Genomic DNA, 24233 nt, shown 5'->3' on the forward strand with positions numbered 1-24233 from the left:
GTAGACCGGCCGCCCGCTAGTCTTGGTCAATGGACGACTACGCCCAACGCACGCCCTCTCGACAGCTGACGAGAGGGCGCTAGGAACTCCGACCCATGAACGAAACCCTGCTGAACATCGTTCTGATCCTGGTCTTCGTGCTGATCGGTGGCGTCTTCGCCGCCGCCGAGATGGCCCTCGTGTCACTGCGGGAGAGCCAGCTGAAGGCCCTGTCACATCGCGGCAGACGCGGCGAGATCGTCGCCAAGGTCGCCGCCAACCCGAACCGCTTCCTGTCCGCCGTGCAGATCGGCGTGACGCTGATGGGCTTCCTGTCCGCCGCCTTCGGTGGCGCAACCCTCGCCGACGGCCTCGCGCCGCACCTGCGCAAGCTCGGCCTGCCACAGTCGCTGGCGAGCACGGTCGCGCTGATCCTGATCACCATCTGCATCTCCTACGTCTCGATCGTGATCGGCGAGCTGGCCGCGAAACGCCTCGCGCTGCAGCGCGCGGAAGGCTTCGCGCTCGCCCTCGGCCCGCTGGTGGACCGGCTCGCTTCTGGCGCCCGCCCGGTGATCTGGCTGCTCTCGAGGTCCACCGACCTGGTGGTCCGCGCGCTCGGCGGCGACCCGAACGCGAACCGCGAGGTGATGAGCGACGAGGAGCTTCGCGGCCTCGTGACGGCCAGCGAGTCGCTCGGCGAGGAGGAGCGGAAGATCGTCGACGACGTGTTCGAGGCCGGCGGCCGGCAGCTCCGCGAGCTGATGCTGCCGCGCACCGAGGTGGACTTCGTCGACGCCGAGATGCCGGCGTACAAGGCGGTCAAGTTCGCCGCCGAGCGGCCGCACTCGCGGTACCCGGTGATGAACGGCTCGGCCGACGACATCGTCGGGTTCGTGCACGTCCGGGACCTGTTCGACCCGGCTGTCGCGACCCGTTCGGTCCGGGTCGGCGACCTGGCCCGTGACGTGCTGATGCTGCCGGACACCGCCAAGCTGCTGCCGACACTGACCGAGATGCGCCGCCGCAGTACGCACCTGGCGATCGTCCTCGACGAGTACGGCGGTACTGCGGGCATCGTCACGCTCGAGGATCTGGTCGAGGAACTGATCGGCGACATCAAGGACGAGTACGACGAGGAACCGGCCGAGACCACCCGGCTGGGCAGCGGCGACCTGGAGATGGACGGCCTGCTGAACCTCGACGACTTCGCCGACGCGACCGCGATCGAGCTGCCCGACGGCCCGTACGAGACGGTCGGCGGGTTCCTCGCCGCCAGCCTCGGCAAGGTCCCGTCGGCCGGCGACGAGGTCCGGCTGCACGCGCACACGCTGACCGTCAGTGAGATGGACGGCCGCCGGGTCGCCCGGGTCCGCCTGCACCTGCTCACACCGGCTGAGGAACAGCCTGAATCGCCAGCGCCCGCCGTCGAGTGAGTACCACCAGCCCGCCGGCGACGTACCCGAGTCCCTGGACGACCAGGACCGGGATGATGCCGACGGCGTCGCCGAGGACACCGGCCGCCGCGATGCCCACCAGCACCGCGACGCTCTCGGCGGCGCCGACCGCGCCGTAGATCCGGCCGCGGGTGCCGTCCACGGTGAGGTTCTGGAAGACGGTCATCATGCCGGCCACCATGAGAGCACCGGGCAGGCCGACGGCGATCATGCAGACGAACGCCGGGATCACACTGCTCGACACCAGCGGGTAGAGGAACATCGCGGTGTCGATCAGGCCGAACGCGAACGCCCCGGCACCCCAGAGCGCGGCGGCCGGGAGACGGGAGCCGATCGCGGCGGCGATCAGCCCGCCGACGATCCCGCCGATCGCCTGGGACGAGACGATCAGCCCGTACACCTTCCCGTCCCCGCCGAGCTCCGCGCTGACGAACGGGGCGAACAACGTACTCATCACGCCCTCGCCGACCCCGGTGACCAGGCAGAACACGAAGAACAACCGCATCGCCGAGCCCGCGACGCACAGCCGCAACCCCTCGGTCCACTCCTCCTTCAGCCGCCGGATCGCGCCGCCCGCCGTCTCCTCGTCCTTGGGCGGCCGGTGCCGCCGGTGCCGCATGGCGGCGACCAGTACGACGGCGACGAGGAACGTCGCGGCGTCCCCGAGCGCGAGCAGGGTGAGCCCGCCGGCGGCCGCGAGTACGCCGCCGAGCGCCGCACCGATCAGCCGCGCGAGGTCACGGATCTGGCTGTTCAACGCGTTCGCGGTCACCAGTTGGTCGGGGTTCACCAGCAGCGGGACCAGTGACTGTTCGGCGGGCGTGAAGAACTGCTGCAGACAGCTCTGCGCGAGGACCACGGCGTACACGATCCAGATCAGGCTCGCGCTGTGTACGGCGATCAGCGGGAGCAGGACGACCGCGTTCAGCACGTTCGTCACGATCATCGTGGTCCGCTGGCTCCACCGGTCGACGAAGACGCCGGCGAGCGACCCGAGCAGTACGGCGGGCAGGAACGAGGCCAGCAACAACCCGCCGGACGCCAGCGTCGATCCGGTCAGGACGTACACCTGGAAGGCCAGACCGGTGCGCAGCAACCAGTCGCCCACCAGCGAGATCAGCCCCCCGCCGAGCAGCAAGCGATAGTCGCGCTGCCGAGCAAGAACGCCCCACAAGTCCTTCATCGCTCAGGTCCTCTCTGGTGATCCATCGCCGACTGCTGGGCCCCCGGCACAGCACCTCACCCCCACACACCGACCCGACCGCACCGACCTGCCGCACCGACCCGATCGCACCGACCCGATCGCACCGACCGACCGCACCGACCGACCGCACCGACCGACCGCACCGACCGACTGCACCGACCTGCCGCACCGACCGACCGACCTGCCGCACCGACCGACCGACCTGCCGCACCGACTGACCGACCGCACCGACCTGCCGCACCGACCTACCGCACCGAGCGCCTCCTCGCTACGGCGCTGGATCACCAGGGAGGACCTGCTCCTCCGGGGTGATCGTGACGATCTGGGTGAACGAAACGTGCCGACTGCCCGGCGGGCGGGTGGACTTGTCGTCGATCGGCCGCTCGTCGACCCAGCGCTGCAGCAGGTCGTTGACCTGCCCAACGATCTCAGCGAGCTCCTCGCCGGTCAGGTACAGCCCGGTCTGCCCGATACCGGAGTTGTCCCGCCAGACCGGGTCCGCGTCCGGGCGGTGCTGCTGCCACTTCGCGAGCGCGTCGAGCGCGCGTTCGGCCATCAGCTGCTCGAGTACCTCGGCGGCCGCGGCGACCTCCGGTCTCTTGAGCGCGTCCTGCCAGGACTGCGACGTCGACACCACCCGCCACGGCCGCTCCCGGTTGTCCTTCCCCGGCGCCGGCTCGACGAAGTCGTACTTCGCGAGCTGCCGCAGGTGGTGCGACGCCAGCGCCTGACTGATCCCCAGCCGCCGCGCCGCGTCCGCCGCGGTCATCGGCCCGTCCCGCCCGAGCAACGACTGCAGATCCAGCCGCACCGGATGCGCCATCGCCCTGATCGCCAGCGGATCGTCCAGCAGCCGCGCCCGCCGCGGATCCTTCTCCAAAGACATGCTTGGAATATGGGCCACCCCAAACCCAATGTCAAGCCATCGCTTGGAATACCCTCGCCCCGCTCCAGCCCAACCCAAGCCCAGCCCCCGCCCAAGCCCAGCCCCCCGCCCAAGCCCGGCCCCCGCCCAAGCCCAGCCCTCGCCCAAGCCGAGCCCTCGCCCAAGCCGAGCCCTCGCCCAAGCCCGGCCCCCGCCCAAGCCCAGCCCCCGCCCAAGCCCGGCCCCCGCCCAAGCCCGGCCCCCGCCCAAGCCCGGCCCCCGCCCAAGCCCAGCCCCCGCCCAAGCCCAGCCCTCGCCCAAGCCCAGCTCGTGCCCAGCCCCGCCCAAGCCCGGCCCCCGCCCAAGCCCAGCTCGTGCCCAGCCCCGCCCAAGCCCAGCTCGTGCCCAGCGCTCCAGCGTTTCGGGGGTTAACCACTGACGTTGTCCCTTCACTCCTGGCATGCAGCTGGTGAAGGGACAACCCGCGGGGTGAACCCCTGAAATGGCACCGGGGCGGGCCCGGACAGGCGGGCCGGGTCGGGGGTGGGCCGGTCAGGTCAGGCCGGGCGGGTCAGGTCGGCTCAGGTCAGCCCGGGTCGGTCAGGCCGGGTCAAGTCGGGCCGAGTCTGGCGGGCCGGGCCGGGCCGGGTCGGGCTGGGTCTGGCGGGTCGGGCCCAGGCAGATCGGGCTGGGTCAGATCGGGCTGGGTCAGATCGGGCTGGGTCAGATCGGGTCGGGTCGGTCAGGCCGGGTCAAGTCGGGCCGAGTCTGGCGGGCCGGGTCTGGCGGGTCGGGCCCGGGCAGATCGGGCTGGGTCAGATCGGGCCGGGCCGGGCCGGGCCGGGGCAGATCGGGTCGGCTCAGGTCAGGCCGGGTCGGTCGGGCCGGGTCGGGGTGGGGGCTGCGGGTCGGGTCGGGGTTTGGGTTCCGGCGTGGGGCGGTCCGAGGTGGTCAGGTGGAGTGGGTGTGGAGCCAGTGGAGGGCTTGGTCGGCCTGGTTCAGGATGGTGATGTGGCTGAGGTTTTCGTGGGTGGCGAGGGTGGCGGTCGGGATGGTGGCGGCCAGCCATCGGGCGTGTGAGCAGGGGATGATGCGGTCGGCGGTGCCGTGCAGGAGCAGGGTGGGGGCGGTGATGGCGGCCGGGTCGCAGCCCCACGGGAGGACGTAGGAGCAGTCGTCGTCGACGGCGCCGTCGGGGCCGTTCGGCATCGCCTTGTCGCCGGCGACCGAGCCGAGCCAGCCCCACGCGCCGCCGAACATCGCGAGGTCGGTCTCGGTGAACTCCGGGTCGTACTCGATCTCCTCGTTCCGCATCCGGGCATCGCGTCCGGCCGCGGCGGCCCGGAGCGAGGCGACCCCGGACGCGATCATCCCGCCGTACCAGTCGAGGCCGGCGGCAGCGGTGGAGGCGGACGTGTCGGCGGAGTGGGCTGTGCCGGGGGAGTGGGTCGAGTGGGCAGTGGTGGTGGGGTACGGCGCGATGGCGGCCAGGGTGGCGACGGCGGTGGTGCGGTTGCCGAGGAGGGCGGTGGCGCCGAGGGCGTAGGTGCCGCCGCCGGAGTATCCGAGTTGGGCGAACGAGCCGATGCCGAGGGTGTCGAGGACGGCGGTCAGGTCGGTCGCGACGTCGGCGACGGTACGGCCCGGTGCGGCCGTGGATCCGCCGTACCCGGGCCGGTCGAACGAGATCCAGCGGATCCCGAGCCGCTCGCTCGCCGCGGCCAGCGGGGCGGGCGGCGTACCGAGGTTCGGCGTCCCGTGGTGCCAGACCACCGCGAGCCGGTCGGTGGCTCCTGGCGCGCTGTCGTACCCGTGCAGAACCCGGCCGTCCGCGAGCCGGAAGTCGATCTCGTCCATGAGGCCCAGCCTAAGAGGGCGAAATGTCGAGGACCGGCGGGCGCTTCCGACCTCTGCTGCGAAGATCCAGTCACCTGTTCCGAAAGGACACCCGGACATGAAGTACCTGCTGATGATCCACAGCAACCCGATCACCTGGGGCCACCCGTCGTTCCTGCACACCGAGGAAGGCAAGGCGCTTCCGAAGAAGGCCCGTGACGCGCTGGCCGCCCAGCTCGACAAGCTCCTCGACGAGCTGCACGCCAGCGGCGAGCTGATCAACGCTGTACCGCTCGACCCGCCGTCGAAGACCCGCGTGGTCCGCGTCCGCGAAGGCGTCCGCGCCACCACCGACGGTCCGTACTCCGAGGCCAAGGAACAACTCGCCGGCGTCTTCCTGATCGACGTCGCCGGCCAGGACCGCGCCGAGGAGATCGCCGCCACCATCCCCGAAGCCGAGTTCTATGCCGTCGAGGTCCGCCCCGTCTCGGTCTTCGACTGACCACCTGGTAGTAGCGGCGGGTCAGTCGACCAGGCGGGCGTGGGTTTGCGGGGTGGCCAGGGCGGTGTCGAGGGCGCCGAGGGCCAGCCAGGTGGCGCCGCCGACGCCGTCGCGGGCGGTGCGGACGTCGCCGGCGAAGTATTCCCGGATCAGTTGACCGACCGGTGAGGATTCGCCGGCGACGCTGCCGGCCAGCACCATCGGGCCGATGTCCGACGCCGTCTTCAGCCGCGCGGCCGTTTCCGTGAGCAGTTCGGCTGCGCGTTTCACCAGCATCTGTGCAGTTTTGTCGTGCTGGGCGTACGCCGTGATGACCGTCGGTGCCAACTCTGCGAGCATGACCGGTGGCCGACTGTTCACGGTCATCACCAGCTGGTCACGCAGCGCGTCGTATCCTTCACGTTGTGCGGCAGCATGCTCGTCCCGGCCGGGCAGGATCGCCTGTACGACGGACTGTCCGAGCAACCCCAGCGGCTCCCGGAGATCCAGCGACTCCAGGACGCTGCGTACCGCCTCCCGGCCGAGCCAGAAGCCGGACCCGTCGTCCCCGAGCAGCCAGCCGTGCCCGCCCGCGGTCCGCTGCAGCTGGTGGTTGCGCACCAGCCCGACATTGCTCCCGGTGCCCGCGATCAGCACCGTCCCGTCGGGTTCCGGCGTACCCGAGGCGAAAGCGACCTCGAGGTCGCCGATGTACTGGGGCGCCGACCTGAGCCCGGCGCCGGTCCACGCAGCCTCGAACTGGGCCGCCACCTCCGGCCGCTGCAGCGCGACGCCGCCGGCCATCCCGACGACCGCGGACTTGACCGCGGCCGCATCGAGCCCGGTGAGTGCGGCGTGCAGGGCCTGCCCGAAGTTGGCCGCCGCACTTGCGGGATGGCTGGTCGGATTGCCGCCCGCGGCCGCACCGCGACCGACTACGTTGCCCTCGGAGTCCGCGATCACGATCCGCGTGGAGGTACCGCCGAGGTCCCCGCCCAGGACCAGTTCGTCCGACATACGCAATGCTCCAAACTGCTTACGCAACAGTCCCGATTGGGGAGATCACACGGATGAGCCTTGACTTTAGCTGCGAGTTGAGAAAAGTTCTGTCCAGCAAACCGCAAACTTGCGCATTTGTCGGCACTGCGTGTGTCGCTGTGAGCCGATTTCGAGGGGTGGGCCGCTGATGGCCAGCAGTAGCACGGGGGAGACCGACGGTGTCCAGGGCGTGAGTGCGCAGGCTTATGTGCACACCCTGACGCCGATCCTGGCCGCGGTCAGCACCCAGATCGACGGTCCGATCCAGGCCGGCGCCGACCTGATGACCGCCGCGCTGCGGGCGAACGGCGTGATCCAGGCGTTCGGCTCCGGGCACTCCGAGGCGCTCGCGATGGAGATCGCCGGCCGCGCCGGCGGGCTGATCGCCACCAACCGGATCGCGTTGCGCGACCTGGTGCTGCTCGGCGGCGAGCCGCCGGAGCTGCTGCGCAGCGCCGAGCTCGAGCGCGACCCGGCGTACTCGCGGAAGCTGTACGAGCTGTCCGCGGCCCGCGAGGGTGACATGTTCATCATCGCGTCGAACTCGGGCGTCAACGGCTCGATCGTCGAGCTGGCCAGTGTCGCCAAGGAGCACGGACACCCGCTGATCGCGATCACCTCGCTGCAGCACACCGGCGGGATGGAGTCCCGGCACCCGTCCGGCAAGAAGCTGATCGACTTCGCCGACGTGGTGCTCGACAACCACGCGCCGTACGGCGACTCCGTCCTGGACCTGCCCGGCGACGCCGGCAAGGTCTGCGCGGTGTCGTCGATCACCGCCGCGCTGATCGCCCAGCTGCTGGTCGCCGAGGTACTGCGCCGGATGACCGACGCCGGCGAGACGCCGCCGGTGTACCTGTCCGCGAACATCCCGGGCGGCGACGAGCACAACCACGCTCTCGAGGCGCGGTACGCCGGCCGGATCCGCCGTACCGCCTGAAGCCTGAAGGCTGTAGCCACCCTGAGGCACTAGCCTGCCGGAGTGCTGAGACGGCGGACGTTACTGCAGGGGGCGCTGGCCGGTGCGCTCCTGAGCGGGTGCTCCAAGGCCCCGGGCGCCCCGGCGGTGTCGCCGGAGAACCCGTTCACCGTGGACGGGAGCGCTCCGGTCGACGTCGTCATCACCGAGGAGTACGGCGGGTTCGCGGCGGCGGCGTACCGGAAGAAGTACGCCGGGGCGACGATCACGCCGAAGCTGTCGACGCAGCTGCTGGACGAGCTGATGCCGCGGTTCGCCACCGGAACGCCGCCGGACGCCGTGCTGTCCACCGGCGACCAGAAGCTGGAGCTCGGCCGCCTGGTCAAGGACGGCCAGCTCGCCGACCTGCAGCAGCTGCTGGACGCGCCGTCGTGGGACAACCCGGCGGCCAAGGTCAAGGACCAGCTGCTGCCCGACATGCTGGACGCCGGCCGGTTCGACGGGACGCAGCGGACCCTCGACTACATCTCGACCGTGTACGGGATCTGGTACTCGGCGAGCCTGTTCCAGCGCAACGGCTGGCAGGTACCGCAGACCTGGCCGGACCTGCTGGCGCTGGGCGCCGACATGAAGGCGGCCGGGCTCGGGCCGTTCATCTACGCGGGCACCCACCCGTACTACCTGCTCGAGCTGGTGCTCACGCTGGCGGCGAAGACCGGCGGCCCGGACGTGACCAAGCGGATCGACAACCTCGAGGACGGCGCCTGGAAGGACGCGAACGTCACCCGGGCGGTCAACGCGGTCGGCGAACTCACCAAGCGCGGCCTGCTCGCGACCGGCGCCGCGCAGTACGACCACATCGGGTCGCAGAAGCGCTTCCTCGCGTCGAAGGCCGGGATGCTGCCGTGCGGGAACTGGCTCGAGAACGAGATGAAGGGCCTGATCCCGGACGGGTTCGCGCTGACGATGTTCGCCGTACCGCCGCTGGACTCGTCGCCCGCGCTCGCGAGTGGGCTGCACGTCGCGGCGACCGCGCCGTTCCTCGTTCCGGAGAAGGCGAAGCACAAGGCCGGCGGGCTCGAGTACCTGCGGGCGCTGCTGTCCGCGGACGTCGCGAAGCAGGTCAGCTCCGAGTCCAAGCAGCTCACGATCGTCCGCGGTTCGGCCGACGGGCTGGAGCTGACCACCGCGCTCAGCTCCGCCCGCGACCTGGTGTCCGCGGCCGGCGACCAGGTGATCAGGTGGTACTTCGACACCTGGTACCCGGGGTTCGCCACCGCCGCGGCCGAGGCCACCGGACAGTTCATGGCCGGCGGGCTGCAGCAGTCCGAGTGGACCGCTCGCATCCAGGCAGCCGCGGACAAGGTCAAGCAGGACGACGCGATCACGAAGTACCGCCGGGACTGATTCTCGCCGTACGCTCTGTAGTGGGAGTGAGAGCGATGGCATGGCTGGTGTCGTTGGGTGTGTTCCTGGTGCTCTGCGTCCTGCTCGGAGTGTTGCTGCCGAACCCGCCGCCGGCGCGCTGGCGTCGCGGTCTGCAGCGCGGGGCTGCCTGGCTACCTGAGCGGCTGATTGGGCGGCTGATTGGGCGGCTGCGCCCGGCGACGCCCCCGGAGCCGGACCCGTTCGACACGCTCCGGCTGCAGACCCGCCTCGGCACGGTCTCCACGAAGATCCGCAGTATCGAGTCCACGCCGCACATCTACGCGCGCGCCCACCGCCTGATGGCTCTCGAGGCGGCGTACGACGACCTGCTCGACGAGGCCTGCCGGCTGGCCGGCTGCCCCGACCCGCCCGACACCAAGCGCTCCGAGGCGAAACGCTGGGAAGAAGAGCAGGCCCTGGCCGCCCGCGGCTGGAGCTGGTGAAACCTAGTGTCCCGAGATGGGACTGATACGCCTCCCGGGTGTGGGGCGAACTTCCACCGCTGGCAGAATCACCCTTATGTCTCATGCTGCGTCTGACCCCTCCGCAGCCGGTTCCCAGCGCCGCCCCCGCGTGCTCTCCGGGATCCAGCCGACGGCCGACTCCTTCCACTTCGGCAACTACCTCGGTGCGGTGCGGCAGTGGGTGGCCCTGCAGGACGACCACGAGGCGTTCTACTGCGTCGTCGACCTGCACGCGATCACCGTGGAGTACGACCCGAAGGCCCTCCGCGAGCGCACCCGCCGGTCCGCGGCGCAACTGCTCGCGGCCGGTATCGACCCGGAGCGCTCCACCCTGTTCGTCCAGTCGCAGGTGCCCGAGCACGCGCAGCTCGCCTGGGTGATGTCCTGCATCACCGGGATGGGCGAGGCCAGCCGGATGACGCAGTTCAAGGACAAGACCGCGAAGGGCGGCGCCGACCGCGCCACCGTCGGCCTGTTCACGTACCCGATCCTGCAGGCCGCGGACATCCTGGTGTACCAGGCCGACCGGGTCCCGGTCGGCGAGGACCAGCGGCAGCACGTGGAGCTGACCCGCGACCTGGCGCAGCGCTTCAACCACCGGTTCGGCAAGACCTTCCGGGTGCCTGAGGCGTACATCGTCAAGGAGACCGCGAAGATCTTCGACCTGCAGGACCCGTCGTCGAAGATGAGCAAGTCCAGCTCGTCGGCGGCCGGCATCATCGACCTGCTCGACGAACCGAAGGCGAGCGCGAAGAAGATCCGCTCCGCGGTCACCGACTCCGGCCGGGACGTGGTCTTCGACGAGGAGAACAAGCCCGGCGTCGCGAACCTGCTGACCATCTACTCGGCGCTCACCGGCCGGAAGATCAGCGAGCTCGAGGACGAGTACGCCGGCCGCGGGTACGGCGACTTCAAGAAGGACCTGGCCGACGTGGTGGTCGAGTTCGTCACGCCGTTCCGGGAGAAGACGCTGACCTACCTGGACGACAAGGCGCAGCTGGACGCGATCCTGGCGGCCGGCGCCGAGCGCGCCCGGGCGGTCACCGAGCCGACCCTGGCCAAGGTCTACGACCGCCTGGGTTTCGTCCCCGGCCCGGCCCGGGCATGACGACTATTGGCGTCGCCATCCCGATCGCGGAGCCGTACGGCACGGAGCTGCAGAAGTACCGGGCCGACTTCGGCGATCCGATGGCCGCGTCGATCCCGACCCACGTGACGCTGCTGCCGCCGACGGAGATCGCGGCCGGGGACCTGGAGACGATCGACGCGCACCTGCTCGCGGTCGCCGCCCGGTTCCCGCGGTTCCGGATCCGGTTGCGCGGTACGGCGACCTTCCGGCCGGTCTCGCCGGTCGTGTTCGTGCCGCTTGCGGAGGGCATCTCGTCGTGTGAGGTGCTGCAGTCGCAGGTGCGCTCCGGGCCGTTGCAGGTCGGCCTGAAGTTCCCGTACCACCCGCATGTCACGGTGGCGCACGACCTGGACGAGGACGCCCTCGACCGGGCGTACGACGCGCTGTCGGAGTACGACTGCGACTTCGACGTCGAGTACTTCAGCCGTTACGAACACGGCGCCGACGGCGTGTGGCGCCCGCAGCGGTCGTTCCCGCTGGCAGGCTGACCCTCCTCACCTCGGGTACTGGAGACGGATGAAGCAGCTGAAGGCGGTCTGGCGGCGGTTCAGCCGGACCCAGCTCTGGCGAGCCTGGCAGCGGTACGGGAAGCAGCGCGGCGGGCGGCTGGCGGCGGCGAGTACGTTCTTCGGGTTCCTGTCGCTGTTCCCGCTGATCGTGCTGTCGGCCGCGGTCGTCGGGTCGCTGCTCGGCCACGACGCGATCCAGGCGCTGAAGGACTCGCTGCAGCAGAACCTGCCGGGGATCGGCAACAAGATCGACATCGACGGGCTGATCTCGCACGCCGGCACGATCGGCGTGGTGTCCGGTGTCGGCCTGCTGTTCACCGGGCTGGGCTGGATCGACGCGATGCGGGCCTCGATCCGGCTGATGCACGACCTCGACGACGATCCCGGCAACGCGATCCAGCAGAAGGCCGCGGACTTCGGCGCGCTGCTCGGGCTCGGCGTGATCGGGCTGATCGCGACCGGCGCTTCGTCGGTCCTCACCGGGCTGTCCGAGCGGATCGTCCGGTCGAGCGACCTGGAGGGCACCTGGCTGGCGAGCTGGGGCCTGCAGCTGATCAGCATCGTGGTCGGCATCGGCGCGGGCGCCCTTCTGTTCGGGTACCTGCTGACGGCGTTGCCGCGGATCGTGCTGCCGCCGAGGATCGCGCTGATCGGAGCGCTGGCCGGCGGAGTCGTGTTCTACCTCGCGCAGCGGCTGGGCAACGTGTACGTCGACCACGTGATGGGCACGAACGCGGCGTACGGCACGCTCGCCCTGCCGCTCGCGCTGCTGGTGTGGATCTACCTGGTGATCCGGGTGATCATGCTGATCGCCGCGTGGACCACGGAAGCAACCCTCGACCGCGCCGGTGGTCCGGGCGCGGTGCGCGCCGGTGAGCCCGCGGTCGAGGCCGAGCCGGTCGCGGAGCCCGAGCCCTTGCTGCTCGGCCCGCCTGGCAAGCGCTACAAGGTCGTCCCGATCCCGGAGCGGAAGGCCGACACGGTCGCGGTGGCCGCCGGCGCCGTACTGGGAGCCACGCTCACGACGCTCGCCGTACAGGCCGTCCGTGCGGTCCGCGCCGTACGGCGCCAGTGATGTGTCAGTGATGTGTTAGTGACGGCGGCGCCGTAGCGCCCGGGGACGGCGGAGGAACAGGCCGAGCAGCAGGACCGGCGGGCCGGCGTACGCCCAGGCCGGGACCCGGAGGGCGAGGGACGTGACCGCCTGGCCAGGGCCGAGCGCCGTACGGGCCGGTGGCTCGCCGGCCTTGCGAGCGGTCGGCTTGTCCTGGTTCTTGCCTTCGGTCTGCGTCTTCGGTGGCGGCGCGGCGGCCGGCTTGACCAGCGTGCCGACCGGCTTCAGCTTGCCGTAGTTCGCGAACGTCCAGGTCAGCAGGTTGCTCGCGTCCTGGGTGATGCCGTGCGGCGCGTTCATCATCGTCACGACCAGCGTGTGCCCGTCACGGCGGGCGGCGCCGACGAACGTGTTGCGCGCGAGTGTCGTGTACCCGGTCTTCACGCCCAGCGCGCCGTCGTAGCCGAACAGCAGCTTGTTCTGGTTCGCGACCTGGTAGGTGCCCTTGTTCCCGGCGTTCGGGAAGTTCGTGTACTTCGTGGACGCGTACATCGCGAAGTCCTGCCGGGCCAGGCCCGCCTGCGCGAACAGCGCCAGGTCGTACGCGCTGGAGTACTGCCCGTCGGCGTCCAGCCCGGTCGGGTCCGTGACGGTCGTGTCGAGCGCGCCGAGGTCGTTCGCCTTCGCGTTCATCCGCTGGACGGTCGCCGGGATCCCGCCCTCGTCGTGCGAGCAGAGCGCGTGTACGGCGTCGTTCCCGGAGGCCAGGAACATGCCACGGAAGAGCAGGTCGACGGTGTAGTGCAGTCCGGGGTACACCCCGACCTTGCTGCCGATGATGCCGGCGTCGGCCGTCGTACCGATCACCGGATCGGTCTTCTTCAGCCGCGGCAGCAGGACCAGCGCGGTCAGCGTCTTGAGCGTGCTCGCCGGGCGCAGCCTGGCGTGCGGGGCCTTGGCCGCCAGCACCTGACCGGTGTCCAGGTCGGCCACCACGTACGCCGACGCCTGCACGGCCGGCGGTGCCGCCCCGTCGGCGACCACCGTCGGCTTCGCGGTCAGCAACTCGCCGCCGACCATTTTGTCGTGGCCTTGCGGGCCCTGGTCGGCGGCGGTCGCTGTCAGAGGTCCGGTGGCCACCAGTGCGGTGGTCGCGCAGGCCGTCAGAAGCAAACGCATCGGCCGCACTCTAGTTGCCGAACGGTCCAGATGTCACAGTCGGGTCTCGTACCGCGGGTCAGGCGCGGTAGGCGGTCCACATGTTGCTCATCCGGGTTGACTGGCCCGGGTCGAACCGGTTATGGCCACCGCGCCGCATTGACAGCCGTCGTTAGTCCTGAGTCAATGGACTGGAAACAGACCAATAGAGTTCGGGAGTGGTCGTGTTGGGTGTCGAGGAGTTGCGGCGGCTGGTCGAGGCCGGGGTGGTTGACACGGTGTTGGTGGCGATCACGGATATGCAGGGGCGGTTGCAGGGGAAGCGGTGTGGGGCTCGGTACTTCATGGAGGAGGTGCTGAAGCACGGGACCGAGGGGTGTAACTACCTGCTGGCTGTCGACGTGGACATGAACACGGTCGACGGGTACGCGATGTCCTCCTGGGAGCGCGGGTACGGCGACATGGTGATGGCGCCCGACCTCGACACGCTGCGGCTGGTGCCGTGGCTGGAGGGGACGGCGCTGGTGCTGTGCGATGTGCAGTGGCTGGACGGTACGCCGGTGATCGCGTCGCCGCGCCAGGTGCTCCGCAGGCAGCTCGACCGGCTGGCCGAGAAGGGGCTGAAGGCGTACGTCGGGACCGAGCTCGAGTTCATCGTCTTCGACGACACCTTCGAGACCGCCTGGAACAAGCGGTACCGCGACCTGGTCCCCGCGAACCAGTACAACGTCGACTACTCGCTCGTCGGCACGTCCCGGATCGAGCCGCTGCTGCGCGACATCCGCAACGGGATGGAAGGCGCCGGCATGTACGTCGAGTCCGCGAAGGGCGAGTGCAACCTCGGCCAGCACGAGATCGCGTTCCGGTTTGACGAGGCGCTGGCCACCTGCGACAACCACTCGATCTACAAGACCGGCGCGAAGGAGATCGCGGCGAAGCACGGCAAGAGCCTCACGTTCATGGCGAAGTACGACGAACGGGAGGGCAACTCGTGCCACATCCACCTGAGCTTCCGCGCCGGCGACGGCGATCCGGTGCTCGCCGGTGAGCGTGATCATGGGTTCTCCCAACTGATGGAGCACTTCATCGCCGGGCAGCTCGCCTGCCTGTCCGAGTTCACCTATCTGCTGGCGCCGAACATCAACTCCTACAAGCGATTCGCGAAGGGCAGCTTCGCGCCGACCGCGGTCGCGTGGGGTCTCGACAACCGCACGTGTTCGCTGCGCGTGGTCGGTCACGGCGACTCGCTCCGGGTCGAGAACCGCCTCCCCGGCGGCGACGTGAACCCGTACCTCGCGGTCGCCGCGATCATCGCCTCCGGCCTGCACGGCATCGAGCAGGAACTGGAACTGGAGCCGCTGCTCAAAGGCAACGCGTACGAGTCCGACAAGGTCCACGTCCCGACCACGCTGCGCGAGGCTTCCGCGCTGTTCGCCGGCTCGAAGCTCGCCCGGACGGCGTTCGGCGACGAGATGGTCGACCACTATGCGAACGCCGCCCGCGTGGAACTCGACGCGTACGACGCGGCCGTCACCGACTGGGAGCGCGTCCGTGGCTTCGAACGGCTCTGAGCGGCCCCGGATCGGCATCACGACGTACCTCGAACCGGCCACCTGGGGCATCTGGCACCGCGAAGCGGCGCTCGTACCGCGCGTCTACCTGGACGCGGTCGCCGCGGCGGGTGGTACGCCTCTCCTGCTGCCGCCCGTGGGCACCGATCCGTCCGTACTGGGTTTGCTGGACGGTCTGGTGATCGCGGGTGGATGCGATGTCGACCCAGGTGCGTACGACGCGACACCGCATCGCGAGACCGTCGACACCCGGCCGGACCGAGACCACCACGAAGCAGTCCTGATCCGAGAAGCCCTGGATCGTGAATTGCCGTTGCTGGCGGTGTGCCGGGGGCTGCAGATGCTGAACGTGGCGCTCGGGGGGACCTTGGAGCAGCATCTGCCTGACGTCGTTGCGCACGACCGGCACCGGCCCGCGCCGGCGGTCTTCGGGCGGGTCGACGTGAAGGTCGAGCCCGGCACACTCACCGCACGGATCCTCGGCGAGCATGCGACCGGCAGCTGCTACCACCACCAGGCGCTCGATGTGGTCGCGCCCGGTCTCAAGGTCACCGCTCGGGCGGACGACGGAACGGTAGAGGCCGCCGAGGTGGAGGGCAAGAAGTTCGCACTAGGCGTGCAGTGGCACCCGGAGGAGAACCCCGAGGACCTGCGTCTGTTCACCGCACTGATCAGGAGCACCAATGACGTATGACGTACTCGATCCGGCGACCGAGAAGGTGGTTCGGACGGTCGAGCTGGCCGACGAGGTGGCCGCGGACGCGGCGATCGAGCGGGCGCGGAAAGCGTTTGATTCCTGGCGGAACGTGGCGCCGGCCGACCGCGGCCGGCTGCTCCGGCGGTTCGCGGACGCGGTCGACGCAGACCTGGAGAACCTGGCCGCGCTCGAGGTGGAGAACGCCGGTCATACGATCGGCAACGCCCGCTGGGAGGCCGGCAACGTCCGCGACGTGCTCACCTACTACTCGGCCGCCCCGGAACGCCTTTTCGGACAGCAGATTCCGGTTTCCGGCGGGATCGACGTGACGTTCCAGGAGCCGCTCGGCGTGGTCGGCGTGATCGTCCCGTGGAACTTCCCGATGCCGATCGCCGGCTGGGGTTTCGCGCCGGCGCTGGCGGCCGGCAACACCGTCGTACTGAAGCCCGCGGAGCTCACGCCGCTGACCGCGATCCGCCTCGGTGAGCTCGCACTCGAGGCCGGACTGCCCCCGGGCGTGCTCGAAATCGTCCCCGGTAAGGGAAGCGTTGTCGGAAACCGTTTCGTCACGCATTCCGCGGTACGCAAGATCGTCTTCACCGGATCCACCACCGTCGGCAAACAGATCATGGCCGGGTGCGCCGACCAGGTGAAGCGGGTGACGCTCGAGCTGGGCGGGAAGTCCGCGAACGTCGTGTTCGCCGACGCGGATCTGGAGAAGGCAGCAGCGCAGGCGCCGTACGGCGCGTTCGACAACGCGGGGCAGGACTGCTGCGCGCGGTCCCGGATCCTGGTGGAGCGGTCGGCGTACGACAGGTTCATGGAGCTGCTGGAACCGGCGGTCAAGAACTTCAAAGTTGGTGACCCCAACGATCCGGCGACGGAGATGGGGCCGCTGATCTCGAAGGCTCAGCTGGAGCGGGTTGCTTCGTATGCCGAGAACCCGGCATTCCAGGGAAGTGCGCCAGCCGGGCCCGGGTTCTGGTTTCCGCCGACGGTGCTGGCGCCACCGTCGGAGCGAGCCGCGCGCGAGGAGATCTTCGGGCCGGTCGTCGCCGTGATTCCGTTCGAGGACGAGGCGGATGCGGTGCGGATCGCCAACGACAGTGAGTACGGGCTGTCCGGGTCGATCTGGACGCGCGACGTCGGACGGGCGATCCGGGTCGGTCGCGGGGTCGAGGCCGGGAATCTCTCGATCAACTCGAACTCGTCGGTCCGGTACTCGACACCGTTCGGCGGGTACAAGCAGTCCGGCCTCGGCCGGGAGCTCGGCCCGGACGCGCTGGCCGCGTTCACCGAGACCAAGAACATCTTCATCTCCACGGAGGACTGAATGACTGTTGACATGGGTGGCAACGCTCATCGCCTGGAAGGCCGTGTCGCAGTGGTGACCGGCGGCGCGAGCGGCATCGGGCTGGCCACGGTACGGCGGTTGGCCGCCGAGGGCGCGCACGTCGTGATCGGTGACCTCGACCCGGCGGCCGGCAAGAACGCGGCGGACGAGGCCGGCGGGCTGTTCGTGCCGACCGACGTCACCGACCCGGCCGCCGTGGACAACCTGTTCAAGCAGGCCTTCGACACGTACGGCGCGGTCGACATCGCGTTCAACAACGCCGGCATCTCGCCGCCCGACGACGCCTCGATCCTGGACACCGGCCTGGAGGCGTGGCGGAAGGTCCAGGAGGTCAACCTGACCTCGGTGTACCTGTGCTGCAAGGCCGCGATCCCGTACATGCAGCGCCAGGGCAAGGGCTCGATCATCAACACCGCGTCGTTCGTCGCGATCATGGGCGCGGCGACGTCGCAGATCTCGTACTCCGCGTCCAAGGGCGGCGTACTGGCGATGAGCCGGGAGCTCGGCGTCGAGTTCGCGCGGCAGGGGATCCGGGTGAACGCGCTCTGCCCGGGCCCGGTCAACACGCCGCTGCTGACCGAGCTGTTCGCGAAGGACCCGGAACGCGCCCAGCGCCGCCTGGTCCACGTCCCGATGGGCCGCTTCGGCGAACCGGAGGAGATCGCCGCCGCCGTGGCCTTCCTGGCCAGCGACGACTCCTCGTTCATCACCGCCAACACGTTCCTCGTCGACGGGGGAATCTCGGGCGCCTACGTGACCCCGCTCTAGTCTGGGCACATGGTCGTTCAGGCAGATGACGCGGTGTTCCGGCCGGTGCGGGCCGGGAACCCGTTCGAGGAGACGGTCGAGCGGTTGCTGCAGGCAATCAAGCTCGGCGTCGTCGTGCCCGGCGACCGGTTGCCGCCGGAGCGCGAGCTGGCGGCCCGGCTGAACGTCAGCCGGGTCACGCTCCGGGAGGCGATCCACGCGCTCACCGAGGCCGGGTACGTCGAGTCGAGAAGAGGCCGGTACGGCGGGACGTTCGTCAACGAGCAGCTCCCGAAACCCCGCCGTACGCCGGCCAAACGGCTCGCGCGGGACCTGGCCGCCGGCCTCGACGACGCCCTCACGCTCCGGGTCGTGCTGGAGACCGGCGCCGCCGAGGCCGCCGCGTCCCGCGCGCTCAGCGACGCCGAACGCGACCACCTGCAACGCTGCCTGGCCGAGACCGCCGCCGCGAGCCTGACCGACTACCGCCGGCTCGATTCCCGCCTGCACCTGGCGATCGCCGAGGTCACCGGTTCGCCGTCGCTGACGTCCGCGATGGCCGACGTCCGCATGCGTCTGAACGGGCTCCTGGACGCGATCCCGCTGCTGGAACGCAACATCGAGCACTCCAACGAACAGCATGCAGCGATCGTCGACGCGATCCTGGCCGCGGACTCCGAAGCCGCCCGCCGCGCGATGCAGGAGCACCTGCAGGGTACCGCCGTACTGCTGCACGGCTTTCTCGACTGACTCCTTGACACGCGGGTCACCGGGCTGCCTCAATGAATTAAAGGTCTGGGGGGAGACCATTGAGGCGCCACTGTCCAGGAGGCCAGCAGTGAGCAACGACCGTGCCGAATCCGCCGCCCCGATGACCGACGACGAGAAACGCCTGCACCAGTTGGGCTACGCCCAGGAACTGTCCCGGACGATGTCCGGGTTCTCGAACTTCGCGGTGTCCTTCACGATCATCTCGATCCTGTCCGGCTGCCTGACCCTGTACGGGTTCGGGATGAACACCGGCGGCCCGGCGCTGATCGTCTGGGGCTGGCCGATCGTCGGGCTGATGACGTTGTTCGTCGGTCTCGCGATGGCCGAGGTCTGCTCGAGCTTCCCGACCGCCGGCGGCCTCTACTACTGGGCCGCGAAGCTCGCGCCGTCGAACGGTGCCGCCTGGTCGTGGTTCACCGGGTGGTTCAACTTCCTCGGCCAGGTCGCGGTGACGGCCGGCATCGACTTCGGCGCGGCGTTCTTCCTGAACGCGTTCCTCGACCTGCAGTTCGGCTTCACCGCCACCCCAGGGCACACCATCTTGCTGTTCGGGATCATCCTGCTGGTGCACGCGCTGCTGAACTCGCTCGGCGTGAAGCTGGTCGCGAAGCTCAACGACATCAGCGTCTGGTGGCACATCGTCGGCGTGCTCGGGATCGTCGTCGTGCTGGTCGTCGTACCGTCCAAGCACCAGTCCGCGTCGTTCGTGTTCGGGCACTTCGTGAACAACACCGGCTGGGGCTCGACCTTCTACGTCGCACTGCTCGGCCTGCTGCTGGCGCAGTACACCTTCACCGGGTACGACGCGTCCGCGCACATGACCGAGGAGACGCAGAACGCCGCGATCGCCGGGCCGCGCGGGATCGTGATGTCGATCCTGGTCTCGCTGGCCGCCGGGTGGGTGCTGCTGATCGGGCTGACGTTCGCGATCCAGAGCTACGACGGCGCACTGAAGAGCTCGACCGGCGTACCGCCCGCGCAGATCTTCATCGACGCGGCCGGCGCGGTCACCGGGAAGATCCTGCTGCTGGTGGTGATCGGCGCGCAGTTGTTCTGCGGGATGTCGTCGGTGACCGCGAACTCGCGGATGATCTACGCCTTCTCCCGGGACGGCGCACTGCCCGGGTCGTCGCTGTGGCACAAGATCAACGCCAAGACCCGGACACCAACGAACGCGATCTGGCTGGCCGCCGGCGGCGCGTTCGTACTCGGCCTGCCGTACCTGTGGAACGCGACGGCGTACGCCGCGGTGACGTCGATCGCGGTGATTGGCCTGTACATCGCCTACGTCCTGCCCACGTTGCTCCGGTTGCTGCAGGGTGACCGCTTCCAGGCCGGCCCGTGGAACCTCGGCCGCTGGAGCCGGCCGATCGGCATCATCGCGATCGTCTGGGTCGTCTTCATCACGATCCTGTTCATGCTGCCGCAGGTCAGCCCGGTCACCGGTAGTACTTTCAACTACACGCCGATCGCGGTACTGGTCGTGCTCGGGTTCGCGGCGGGGTACTGGTTCCTGTCCGCCCGCCACTGGTTCACCGGCCCGAAGGTCCAGGGCACCGAGGCGGAACTGGCCGCGATCGAACGCGACCTCGAATCCATCTAGACAGCTCACGCAGCGTGCCGGGGCCCAAGCGTGCCCCGGCACCATCGTGCCGTGTCGTTTCGCCTGCGGGCTGTGATAATCCTCGAAGGCCACATAACGAGGGAGCGGCCTTCAGGGAGCTGGATGACTGACGACGAGCTGGTCGGACGTGCCGGACTGGTCGAGCGCGCAACAAAGCAGCTCGAGACCAGCGGCAGCGTGCTGCTCTACGGCCCGACCGGTATCGGAAAGTCTGCCCTCGGCCGGGCTCTGGTCGCGGACTTCGCCCGCAAGGGATCCCGGCTGCTCAGCGCGGCGCCGTCCAACTCCGAGGCCGGCCTGCCGTACGTCACGCTCCTGGACCTGCTCTCCAGCCAGCTCGAGTTCGCCTGGCAGGTGCTGCCCGACCACCTCCGCCAGCCGCTCGAGGTCGCGCTGCTGAAGGCCAGCGCGCCGGACACGGTCCGTGACGAGCTCGCGGTCCGGCTCGCCGTACTGCACGTCCTCCGCCGCCTCGCCACCACGGGACCGGTGCTGATCGTCGTCGACGACATCCAGTGGGTCGACCCGTCCAGCCTCGAAGTGCTCACGTTCTGTGCTCGCCGGCTGTCCGACGGCGTCCACGTGCTCGCCACCGAACAGGTAGCAGACGGTGACCTCCCAGTGATGGCGGACGCGTGCCCGGAGCCGGTCCTGCAGCTCGAGGTCCCGCCGCTGACGGAGCCCGACGTACTCGGCCTGCTCCGGCAGCGGCTGTCCAGCCCACTCCCGGTCCGTACGGCGCGCCGCATCTTCGCCGCGAGCGCGGGCAACCCGTTCATGGCTCTCGAGCTGGGTCGCGCCGTACTGCGGCACCCGAAGAGCGTCTCGCCCAACGATCCGCTCCCGGTCTCGAACCGCCTGAAGACCCTGCTCAGCGAGCGGCTCGCCGACATGTCCGCCGGTACGCACGAGCTGCTCCTGCACGCCGCGTCGTCGCCGCGCCCGACCACGACCCAGCTCGCCCGGTCGCTGGAGCGCCCGATCGACGCCGACCTGGCCGCCGCCGAGACGCTCGGCCTGATCGACATCTCCGCGGAACGGCTCCGCTTCACGCATCCGCTGCTGCGCGAGTTCGTGTACGCCGAGGCGACGTCGGCGGACCGCCGCCGGGCACACGCCAAGCTCGCCGCCGTGGTCGACGAGCCTGTCGAGAACGCCACCCATCGCGCGCTCGCCACCCAGGAAGCCGACGTGCACCTGGCCGCCGCGATCGAGGAGGCCGCCACGGTCGCCGCCGGCCGGGGCGCGCCCGGCGCCGCCGCCAACCTGTGGCGGCTGAGCGCGGAACGTACGCCGGTCAGCGAGCCCGACGAACGCGCCCGCAGGCTGACCCGGGCCGCCGACGACGCGGTCGCCGCCGGTCACCCGGCCGAGTCGGCCGACATGGCGCAGCTCGCCGCGCAGGTCGCGACCAGACCGGAGACCAAGGTGCCGGCGCTGCTGCTCTGCGCCGACGCGGTCTGGCCGGACCGGGACCGTCGGGTGGAGCTCCTGGCGGAGGCGTTCGCGGCCGCCGTCGGCAACAAGAGGCTCGAGGCGCGGGTCCGGATCGAGCGGGCCAACAGCCACTACTTCGACCGCAGCCTCGACGCCGCCCAGGAGGACGCGCGGATCGCCGAGCAGCTGGCGCGGGAGGCTGGTGACACCGAGGCCGTCGTCGACGCGTTGAGCGCGGCCAGCTCCGTGCTGGTCGTCCGCGACGCGGGCGAGTCCGCGGACGCGCTGCTGCAGCAGGCCGCCGAGCTCGCGAAGGGGCTGCCGCTCACCCGGACCACCGTGAACGCCCGCCAGATGGCCGCGATGCAGGAGCTGTTCCGCGGCCGGACCACCGAGGCGATCACCGCGATCAACGCGCTCGCCGACGAGGTCCGCGACCACGGCGCGATGCGCTGGCTGGCGTCCGTACTGATCTCCGCGACGGCGATCTACGAGCGCAGCGGCCACGGCGCCGACGCGCTGGCCGCCGGGCACGAGTGCCATCAGCTGATGCAAGACATCGGCGACGAGTCCGAGGTCGGCCTGGTGATCGCGAGCCGCGCCGAGTGGGCCGGCGGTACGGCGGCGATGGCACGGCAGCTCGCGGAGGCCGCGCTCGAGAGCGTCCGGCTGGTCGGGAACGACGAGTGGACCGGCCCGGCGCTGGCCGCGATCGGGCTGACCGGCGTCCTGGCCGGCGACCCGCAGCGGGCCGTCGAGGCGTTCGACGCGATCGCGGACTCCGGCGACACCGCGATGCCGTTCGACCCGGCGATCATCCCGTGGCACGCCGACTACGCCGAGGCGCTGGTCGGGGCCGGGCGGCTCGACGACGCGGCTGCGCTGATCGCCGAGATCCGCACCCGCGCCGAGAACCTCGACCGCGTCGTGGTGAAGCTCGGCCTGGACCGCGCCGAGGCGCTGCTGGTCGCCAAGCAGGGCGACCCGGCCGCGGCGCTGGAACTGCTGGAGAAGTCGATCGGTACGGCGGGGGACCGGGTCTACCGGCTCGACCTGGCGCGCGGTGAGCTGACCCGCGGCCGGATCGCGCGCCAGGCCCGCCGCCGTTCGGTCGCCCGGACCGCGTTCCTGGACGCGATCGAGCAGTTCGAGGCGTACGGCGCACCCGCCTGGCGGGAGGTCGCGGAGACCGAGCTGGCGCGGCTCGACGTACCGAGCCGGAGCCGGCAGCCGTCGGAGCTGACCGACAACGAGCAGCAGATCGTCTCGATGGTCCGGGACGGCTCCACGAACCGCGAGATCGCCGCCGCGCTGTACCTGTCGGTGAAGGCCGTGGAGTCCCAGCTGACCCGTCTCTACCGGCGCTTCGGGGTGGCGAACCGGACCCAGCTGCTGAGGACTGTGGACCGGCCTGGTCACAATGGCTAGGTGAAACTCGAACGCAAGCACGCGGTTGTCCTGCTCGGTATCGCCGCCTGGAATGTCATCACGTACGCGCGTTTCATCAAGGCGCTCGCCGACACCGAGGGCCGGCCGACCGGGTACTACGTGGCGCACACGATCCTGATCATCGTGAACTTCCTGATCGCGGCGCTGCTCGGCACCTGGGGTGTCCGTGCGTACAAGGGGGCGTCCAAGGCAACTAAGAGGGAGTCGCAAAGCTCTTCGGTGTGACGCCGAGCACCTTCTTGAAGTGCCGGGTGAAGTGCGACTGGTCGTAGAACCCGGCCAGGGTCGCCACCTCGGCCGCCGGGTACCCGTCCAGCAGGTACCGCCGGGCGAGATCGACCCGCCGCCCGGTCAGGTACCGGTGCGGCGGCATCCCGTACTGCCGACCGAACGCCCGCACCAGATGCACCGGATGCGCATGGACGACCTTCGCCGCCTCCTCCAACGTGATCCCCTCGGCGACCTGCGCATCCAGCAGGTCCCGCAGCTGACCCGCCACACCGGCGTCCCGCAGTCGACCGCCCACGCCGGGGTCCCGCAGCCGGCCCGTGCCAACGCCGTGGCGCTCACCCGGCTCCCCGACCTGCCGCATGAGGTGCTGCCGGAGCCGCTCCTCGATGAACACCAACCGGCTCTGGGCCTCCAGCTCCTCCTGGCCGTCCAGGAACACCCGATGCAACTGGTGAATCCGGTGCCGCAGCAACGGGTCGACGTACTCCGGCTGATCGACCGCCGCCCCGATCAGGCCCTCCCCAAGCCGATCGGGTGCCAAATAGAGCACCCGCTTGCGGAAGCCCCCAGGCCTGGCAGACCGCCCGTCGTGCGGGACATGCGGCGGCAACAACGACACCTGGGCCTGCGCCAGCCCGTGCTCGTGCCGATCCAGGTCGTACCGCACGGCACCCTCGTCGACGATCAGCACCGTCCACGCGTCGTGCGTATGACTCGGATACACGTGCGACGGGAAATGCGCATGCAGCACCTCGACGACCCCGGCCACCCCGGGCCGCCACGCCCGCACCTCGGCGCCGCCGCTCATGGTTAGAACATAACCTGCTACCC

General features: G+C 70.1%; 22 protein-coding genes. 16 read left to right on the forward strand and 6 right to left on the reverse strand.

Features of this window, described 5'->3' with window-relative positions:
- Positions 1-95 precede the first annotated feature (95 nt).
- Positions 96-1415 carry a hemolysin family protein gene (locus tag JOF29_RS30690; protein ID WP_209697884.1) on the forward strand — a complete coding sequence of 440 codons (1320 nt, stop codon included), beginning with the start codon at positions 96-98 and terminating at the stop codon, positions 1413-1415.
- Here JOF29_RS30690 and JOF29_RS30695 read toward each other — a convergent pair.
- The 3 genes from JOF29_RS30695 to JOF29_RS30705 form a co-directional block, all read right to left on the reverse strand.
- The gene (locus JOF29_RS30695) at positions 1366-2619 is read right to left on the reverse strand and encodes an MFS transporter (protein WP_209697885.1); all 1254 of its coding nucleotides are present in this window, start codon (positions 2617-2619) and stop codon (positions 1366-1368) included. The genes JOF29_RS30690 and JOF29_RS30695 overlap by 50 nt on opposite strands.
- 289 nt (positions 2620-2908) lie before the next feature.
- Entirely contained in the window at positions 2909-3526 is a 618-nt protein-coding gene (locus JOF29_RS30700; RefSeq protein ID WP_209697886.1) for an ArsR/SmtB family transcription factor, read from the reverse strand.
- A gap of 930 nt (positions 3527-4456) precedes the next feature.
- The gene (locus tag JOF29_RS30705) at positions 4457-5362 is read right to left on the reverse strand and encodes an alpha/beta fold hydrolase (protein ID WP_209697887.1); all 906 of its coding nucleotides are present in this window, start codon (positions 5360-5362) and stop codon (positions 4457-4459) included.
- Between the two features lie 97 nt (positions 5363-5459).
- Between JOF29_RS30705 and JOF29_RS30710 the strand changes: the two genes are divergently transcribed.
- The gene (locus JOF29_RS30710; RefSeq protein ID WP_209697888.1) at positions 5460-5843 is read left to right on the forward strand and encodes a YciI family protein; all 384 of its coding nucleotides are present in this window, start codon (positions 5460-5462) and stop codon (positions 5841-5843) included.
- A gap of 21 nt (positions 5844-5864) precedes the next feature.
- Here the strand turns inward: JOF29_RS30710 and JOF29_RS30715 are convergent, their stop codons facing one another.
- Positions 5865-6839 (reverse strand): N-acetylglucosamine kinase, encoded by a 975-nt coding sequence (locus JOF29_RS30715; RefSeq protein ID WP_209697889.1) that lies wholly within the window; start codon positions 6837-6839, stop codon positions 5865-5867.
- A 169-nt stretch (positions 6840-7008) separates the two neighbouring features.
- Between JOF29_RS30715 and JOF29_RS30720 the strand changes: the two genes are divergently transcribed.
- The 6 genes from JOF29_RS30720 to JOF29_RS30745 all read left to right on the forward strand — a co-directional run bounded on the left by JOF29_RS30720 (position 7009) and on the right by JOF29_RS30745 (position 12384).
- Positions 7009-7800, forward strand: coding sequence for a sugar isomerase domain-containing protein (locus JOF29_RS30720; RefSeq protein ID WP_209697890.1), 792 nt, complete (start codon positions 7009-7011; stop codon positions 7798-7800).
- Between the two features lie 42 nt (positions 7801-7842).
- Complete coding sequence (ngcE, locus tag JOF29_RS30725) at positions 7843-9186, forward strand: N-acetylglucosamine/diacetylchitobiose ABC transporter substrate-binding protein (RefSeq protein ID WP_209697891.1); 1344 nt, start codon at positions 7843-7845, stop codon at positions 9184-9186.
- Positions 9187-9221: 35 nt separating this feature from the next.
- Positions 9222-9650 carry a hypothetical protein gene (locus JOF29_RS30730; RefSeq protein WP_209697892.1) on the forward strand — a complete coding sequence of 143 codons (429 nt, stop codon included), beginning with the start codon at positions 9222-9224 and terminating at the stop codon, positions 9648-9650.
- 76 nt (positions 9651-9726) lie between these two features.
- Positions 9727-10779, forward strand: coding sequence for a tryptophan--tRNA ligase (gene trpS / locus JOF29_RS30735; protein ID WP_209697893.1), 1053 nt, complete (start codon positions 9727-9729; stop codon positions 10777-10779).
- A complete protein-coding gene (locus JOF29_RS30740; protein ID WP_209697894.1) occupies positions 10776-11288 on the forward strand; it encodes a 2'-5' RNA ligase family protein in 513 nt (170 codons plus the stop codon). Before trpS ends, JOF29_RS30740 begins: the two co-directional genes overlap by 4 nt.
- Positions 11289-11316: 28 nt before the next feature.
- The gene (locus JOF29_RS30745; RefSeq protein WP_209697895.1) at positions 11317-12384 is read left to right on the forward strand and encodes a YihY/virulence factor BrkB family protein; all 1068 of its coding nucleotides are present in this window, start codon (positions 11317-11319) and stop codon (positions 12382-12384) included.
- Between the two features lie 15 nt (positions 12385-12399).
- On the opposite strand, the gene JOF29_RS30750 is transcribed toward JOF29_RS30745, so the two are convergent.
- Positions 12400-13542, reverse strand: a complete 1143-nt coding sequence (locus tag JOF29_RS30750; protein ID WP_209697896.1) for a D-alanyl-D-alanine carboxypeptidase family protein — start codon at positions 13540-13542, stop codon at positions 12400-12402.
- 197 nt (positions 13543-13739) lie between these two features.
- On the opposite strand from JOF29_RS30750, the gene JOF29_RS30755 reads away from it, so the two are divergent.
- The 8 genes from JOF29_RS30755 to JOF29_RS30790 all read left to right on the forward strand — a co-directional run bounded on the left by JOF29_RS30755 (position 13740) and on the right by JOF29_RS30790 (position 23396).
- Positions 13740-15092: a glutamine synthetase family protein gene (locus JOF29_RS30755; protein WP_307863771.1), complete on the forward strand. Its 1353-nt coding sequence runs from the start codon at positions 13740-13742 to the stop codon at positions 15090-15092.
- On the forward strand, positions 15073-15786 hold the full coding sequence (locus JOF29_RS30760) for a gamma-glutamyl-gamma-aminobutyrate hydrolase family protein (RefSeq protein WP_209697897.1): 714 nt from the start codon (positions 15073-15075) through the stop codon (positions 15784-15786). The genes JOF29_RS30755 and JOF29_RS30760 overlap by 20 nt, the downstream gene beginning before the upstream one ends.
- Positions 15776-17122, forward strand: coding sequence for an aldehyde dehydrogenase family protein (locus tag JOF29_RS30765; protein ID WP_209697898.1), 1347 nt, complete (start codon positions 15776-15778; stop codon positions 17120-17122). The genes JOF29_RS30760 and JOF29_RS30765 overlap by 11 nt, the downstream gene beginning before the upstream one ends.
- Positions 17123-17911 carry a 3-oxoacyl-ACP reductase gene (locus JOF29_RS30770; RefSeq protein WP_245359633.1) on the forward strand — a complete coding sequence of 263 codons (789 nt, stop codon included), beginning with the start codon at positions 17123-17125 and terminating at the stop codon, positions 17909-17911. It begins immediately after the preceding gene.
- Between the two features lie 9 nt (positions 17912-17920).
- Complete coding sequence (locus JOF29_RS30775; RefSeq protein ID WP_209697899.1) at positions 17921-18640, forward strand: FadR/GntR family transcriptional regulator; 720 nt, start codon at positions 17921-17923, stop codon at positions 18638-18640.
- Between the two features lie 88 nt (positions 18641-18728).
- A complete protein-coding gene (locus JOF29_RS30780; protein ID WP_307863772.1) occupies positions 18729-20264 on the forward strand; it encodes an amino acid permease in 1536 nt (511 codons plus the stop codon).
- A 123-nt stretch (positions 20265-20387) separates the two neighbouring features.
- Positions 20388-23150: an AAA family ATPase gene (locus JOF29_RS30785; RefSeq protein ID WP_209697900.1), complete on the forward strand. Its 2763-nt coding sequence runs from the start codon at positions 20388-20390 to the stop codon at positions 23148-23150.
- Positions 23151-23396, forward strand: a complete 246-nt coding sequence (locus JOF29_RS30790; RefSeq protein WP_209697901.1) for an SCO4848 family membrane protein — start codon at positions 23151-23153, stop codon at positions 23394-23396.
- On the opposite strand, the gene JOF29_RS30795 is transcribed toward JOF29_RS30790, so the two are convergent.
- Positions 23365-24210 (reverse strand): helix-turn-helix transcriptional regulator, encoded by an 846-nt coding sequence (locus tag JOF29_RS30795; RefSeq protein ID WP_209697902.1) that lies wholly within the window; start codon positions 24208-24210, stop codon positions 23365-23367. The two genes, JOF29_RS30790 and JOF29_RS30795, sit on opposite strands and share 32 nt — an antisense overlap.
- Positions 24211-24233 lie beyond the last annotated feature (23 nt).

Origin of the sequence: Kribbella aluminosa (assembly GCF_017876295.1) — a bacterium.
Lineage (GTDB): Bacteria > Actinomycetota > Actinomycetes > Propionibacteriales > Kribbellaceae > Kribbella > Kribbella aluminosa.

Bases quoted from the DNA above. Each gene is read 5' to 3' on its own strand.
- trpS (WP_209697893.1), top strand. From the start codon at position 9,727: ATGTCTCATGCTGCGTCTGACCCCTCCGCAGCCGGTTCCCAGCGCCGC.
- JOF29_RS30710 (WP_209697888.1), top strand. From the start codon at position 5,460: ATGAAGTACCTGCTGATGATCCACAGCAACCCGATCACCTGGGGCCAC.
- JOF29_RS30695 (WP_209697885.1), bottom strand. From the start codon at position 2,619: ATGAAGGACTTGTGGGGCGTTCTTGCTCGGCAGCGCGACTATCGCTTG.
- JOF29_RS30730 (WP_209697892.1), top strand. From the start codon at position 9,222: ATGGCATGGCTGGTGTCGTTGGGTGTGTTCCTGGTGCTCTGCGTCCTG.
- JOF29_RS30720 (WP_209697890.1), top strand. From the start codon at position 7,009: ATGGCCAGCAGTAGCACGGGGGAGACCGACGGTGTCCAGGGCGTGAGT.
- JOF29_RS30700 (WP_209697886.1), bottom strand. From the start codon at position 3,526: ATGTCTTTGGAGAAGGATCCGCGGCGGGCGCGGCTGCTGGACGATCCG.
- JOF29_RS30740 (WP_209697894.1), top strand. From the start codon at position 10,776: ATGACGACTATTGGCGTCGCCATCCCGATCGCGGAGCCGTACGGCACG.
- JOF29_RS30765 (WP_209697898.1), top strand. From the start codon at position 15,776: ATGACGTATGACGTACTCGATCCGGCGACCGAGAAGGTGGTTCGGACG.
- JOF29_RS30715 (WP_209697889.1), bottom strand. From the start codon at position 6,839: ATGTCGGACGAACTGGTCCTGGGCGGGGACCTCGGCGGTACCTCCACG.
- JOF29_RS30750 (WP_209697896.1), bottom strand. From the start codon at position 13,542: ATGCGTTTGCTTCTGACGGCCTGCGCGACCACCGCACTGGTGGCCACC.
- JOF29_RS30785 (WP_209697900.1), top strand. From the start codon at position 20,388: ATGACTGACGACGAGCTGGTCGGACGTGCCGGACTGGTCGAGCGCGCA.
- JOF29_RS30770 (WP_245359633.1), top strand. From the start codon at position 17,123: ATGACTGTTGACATGGGTGGCAACGCTCATCGCCTGGAAGGCCGTGTC.
- JOF29_RS30745 (WP_209697895.1), top strand. From the start codon at position 11,317: ATGAAGCAGCTGAAGGCGGTCTGGCGGCGGTTCAGCCGGACCCAGCTC.
- JOF29_RS30690 (WP_209697884.1), top strand. From the start codon at position 96: ATGAACGAAACCCTGCTGAACATCGTTCTGATCCTGGTCTTCGTGCTG.
- JOF29_RS30775 (WP_209697899.1), top strand. From the start codon at position 17,921: ATGGTCGTTCAGGCAGATGACGCGGTGTTCCGGCCGGTGCGGGCCGGG.
- JOF29_RS30705 (WP_209697887.1), bottom strand. From the start codon at position 5,362: ATGGACGAGATCGACTTCCGGCTCGCGGACGGCCGGGTTCTGCACGGG.
- JOF29_RS30795 (WP_209697902.1), bottom strand. From the start codon at position 24,210: ATGAGCGGCGGCGCCGAGGTGCGGGCGTGGCGGCCCGGGGTGGCCGGG.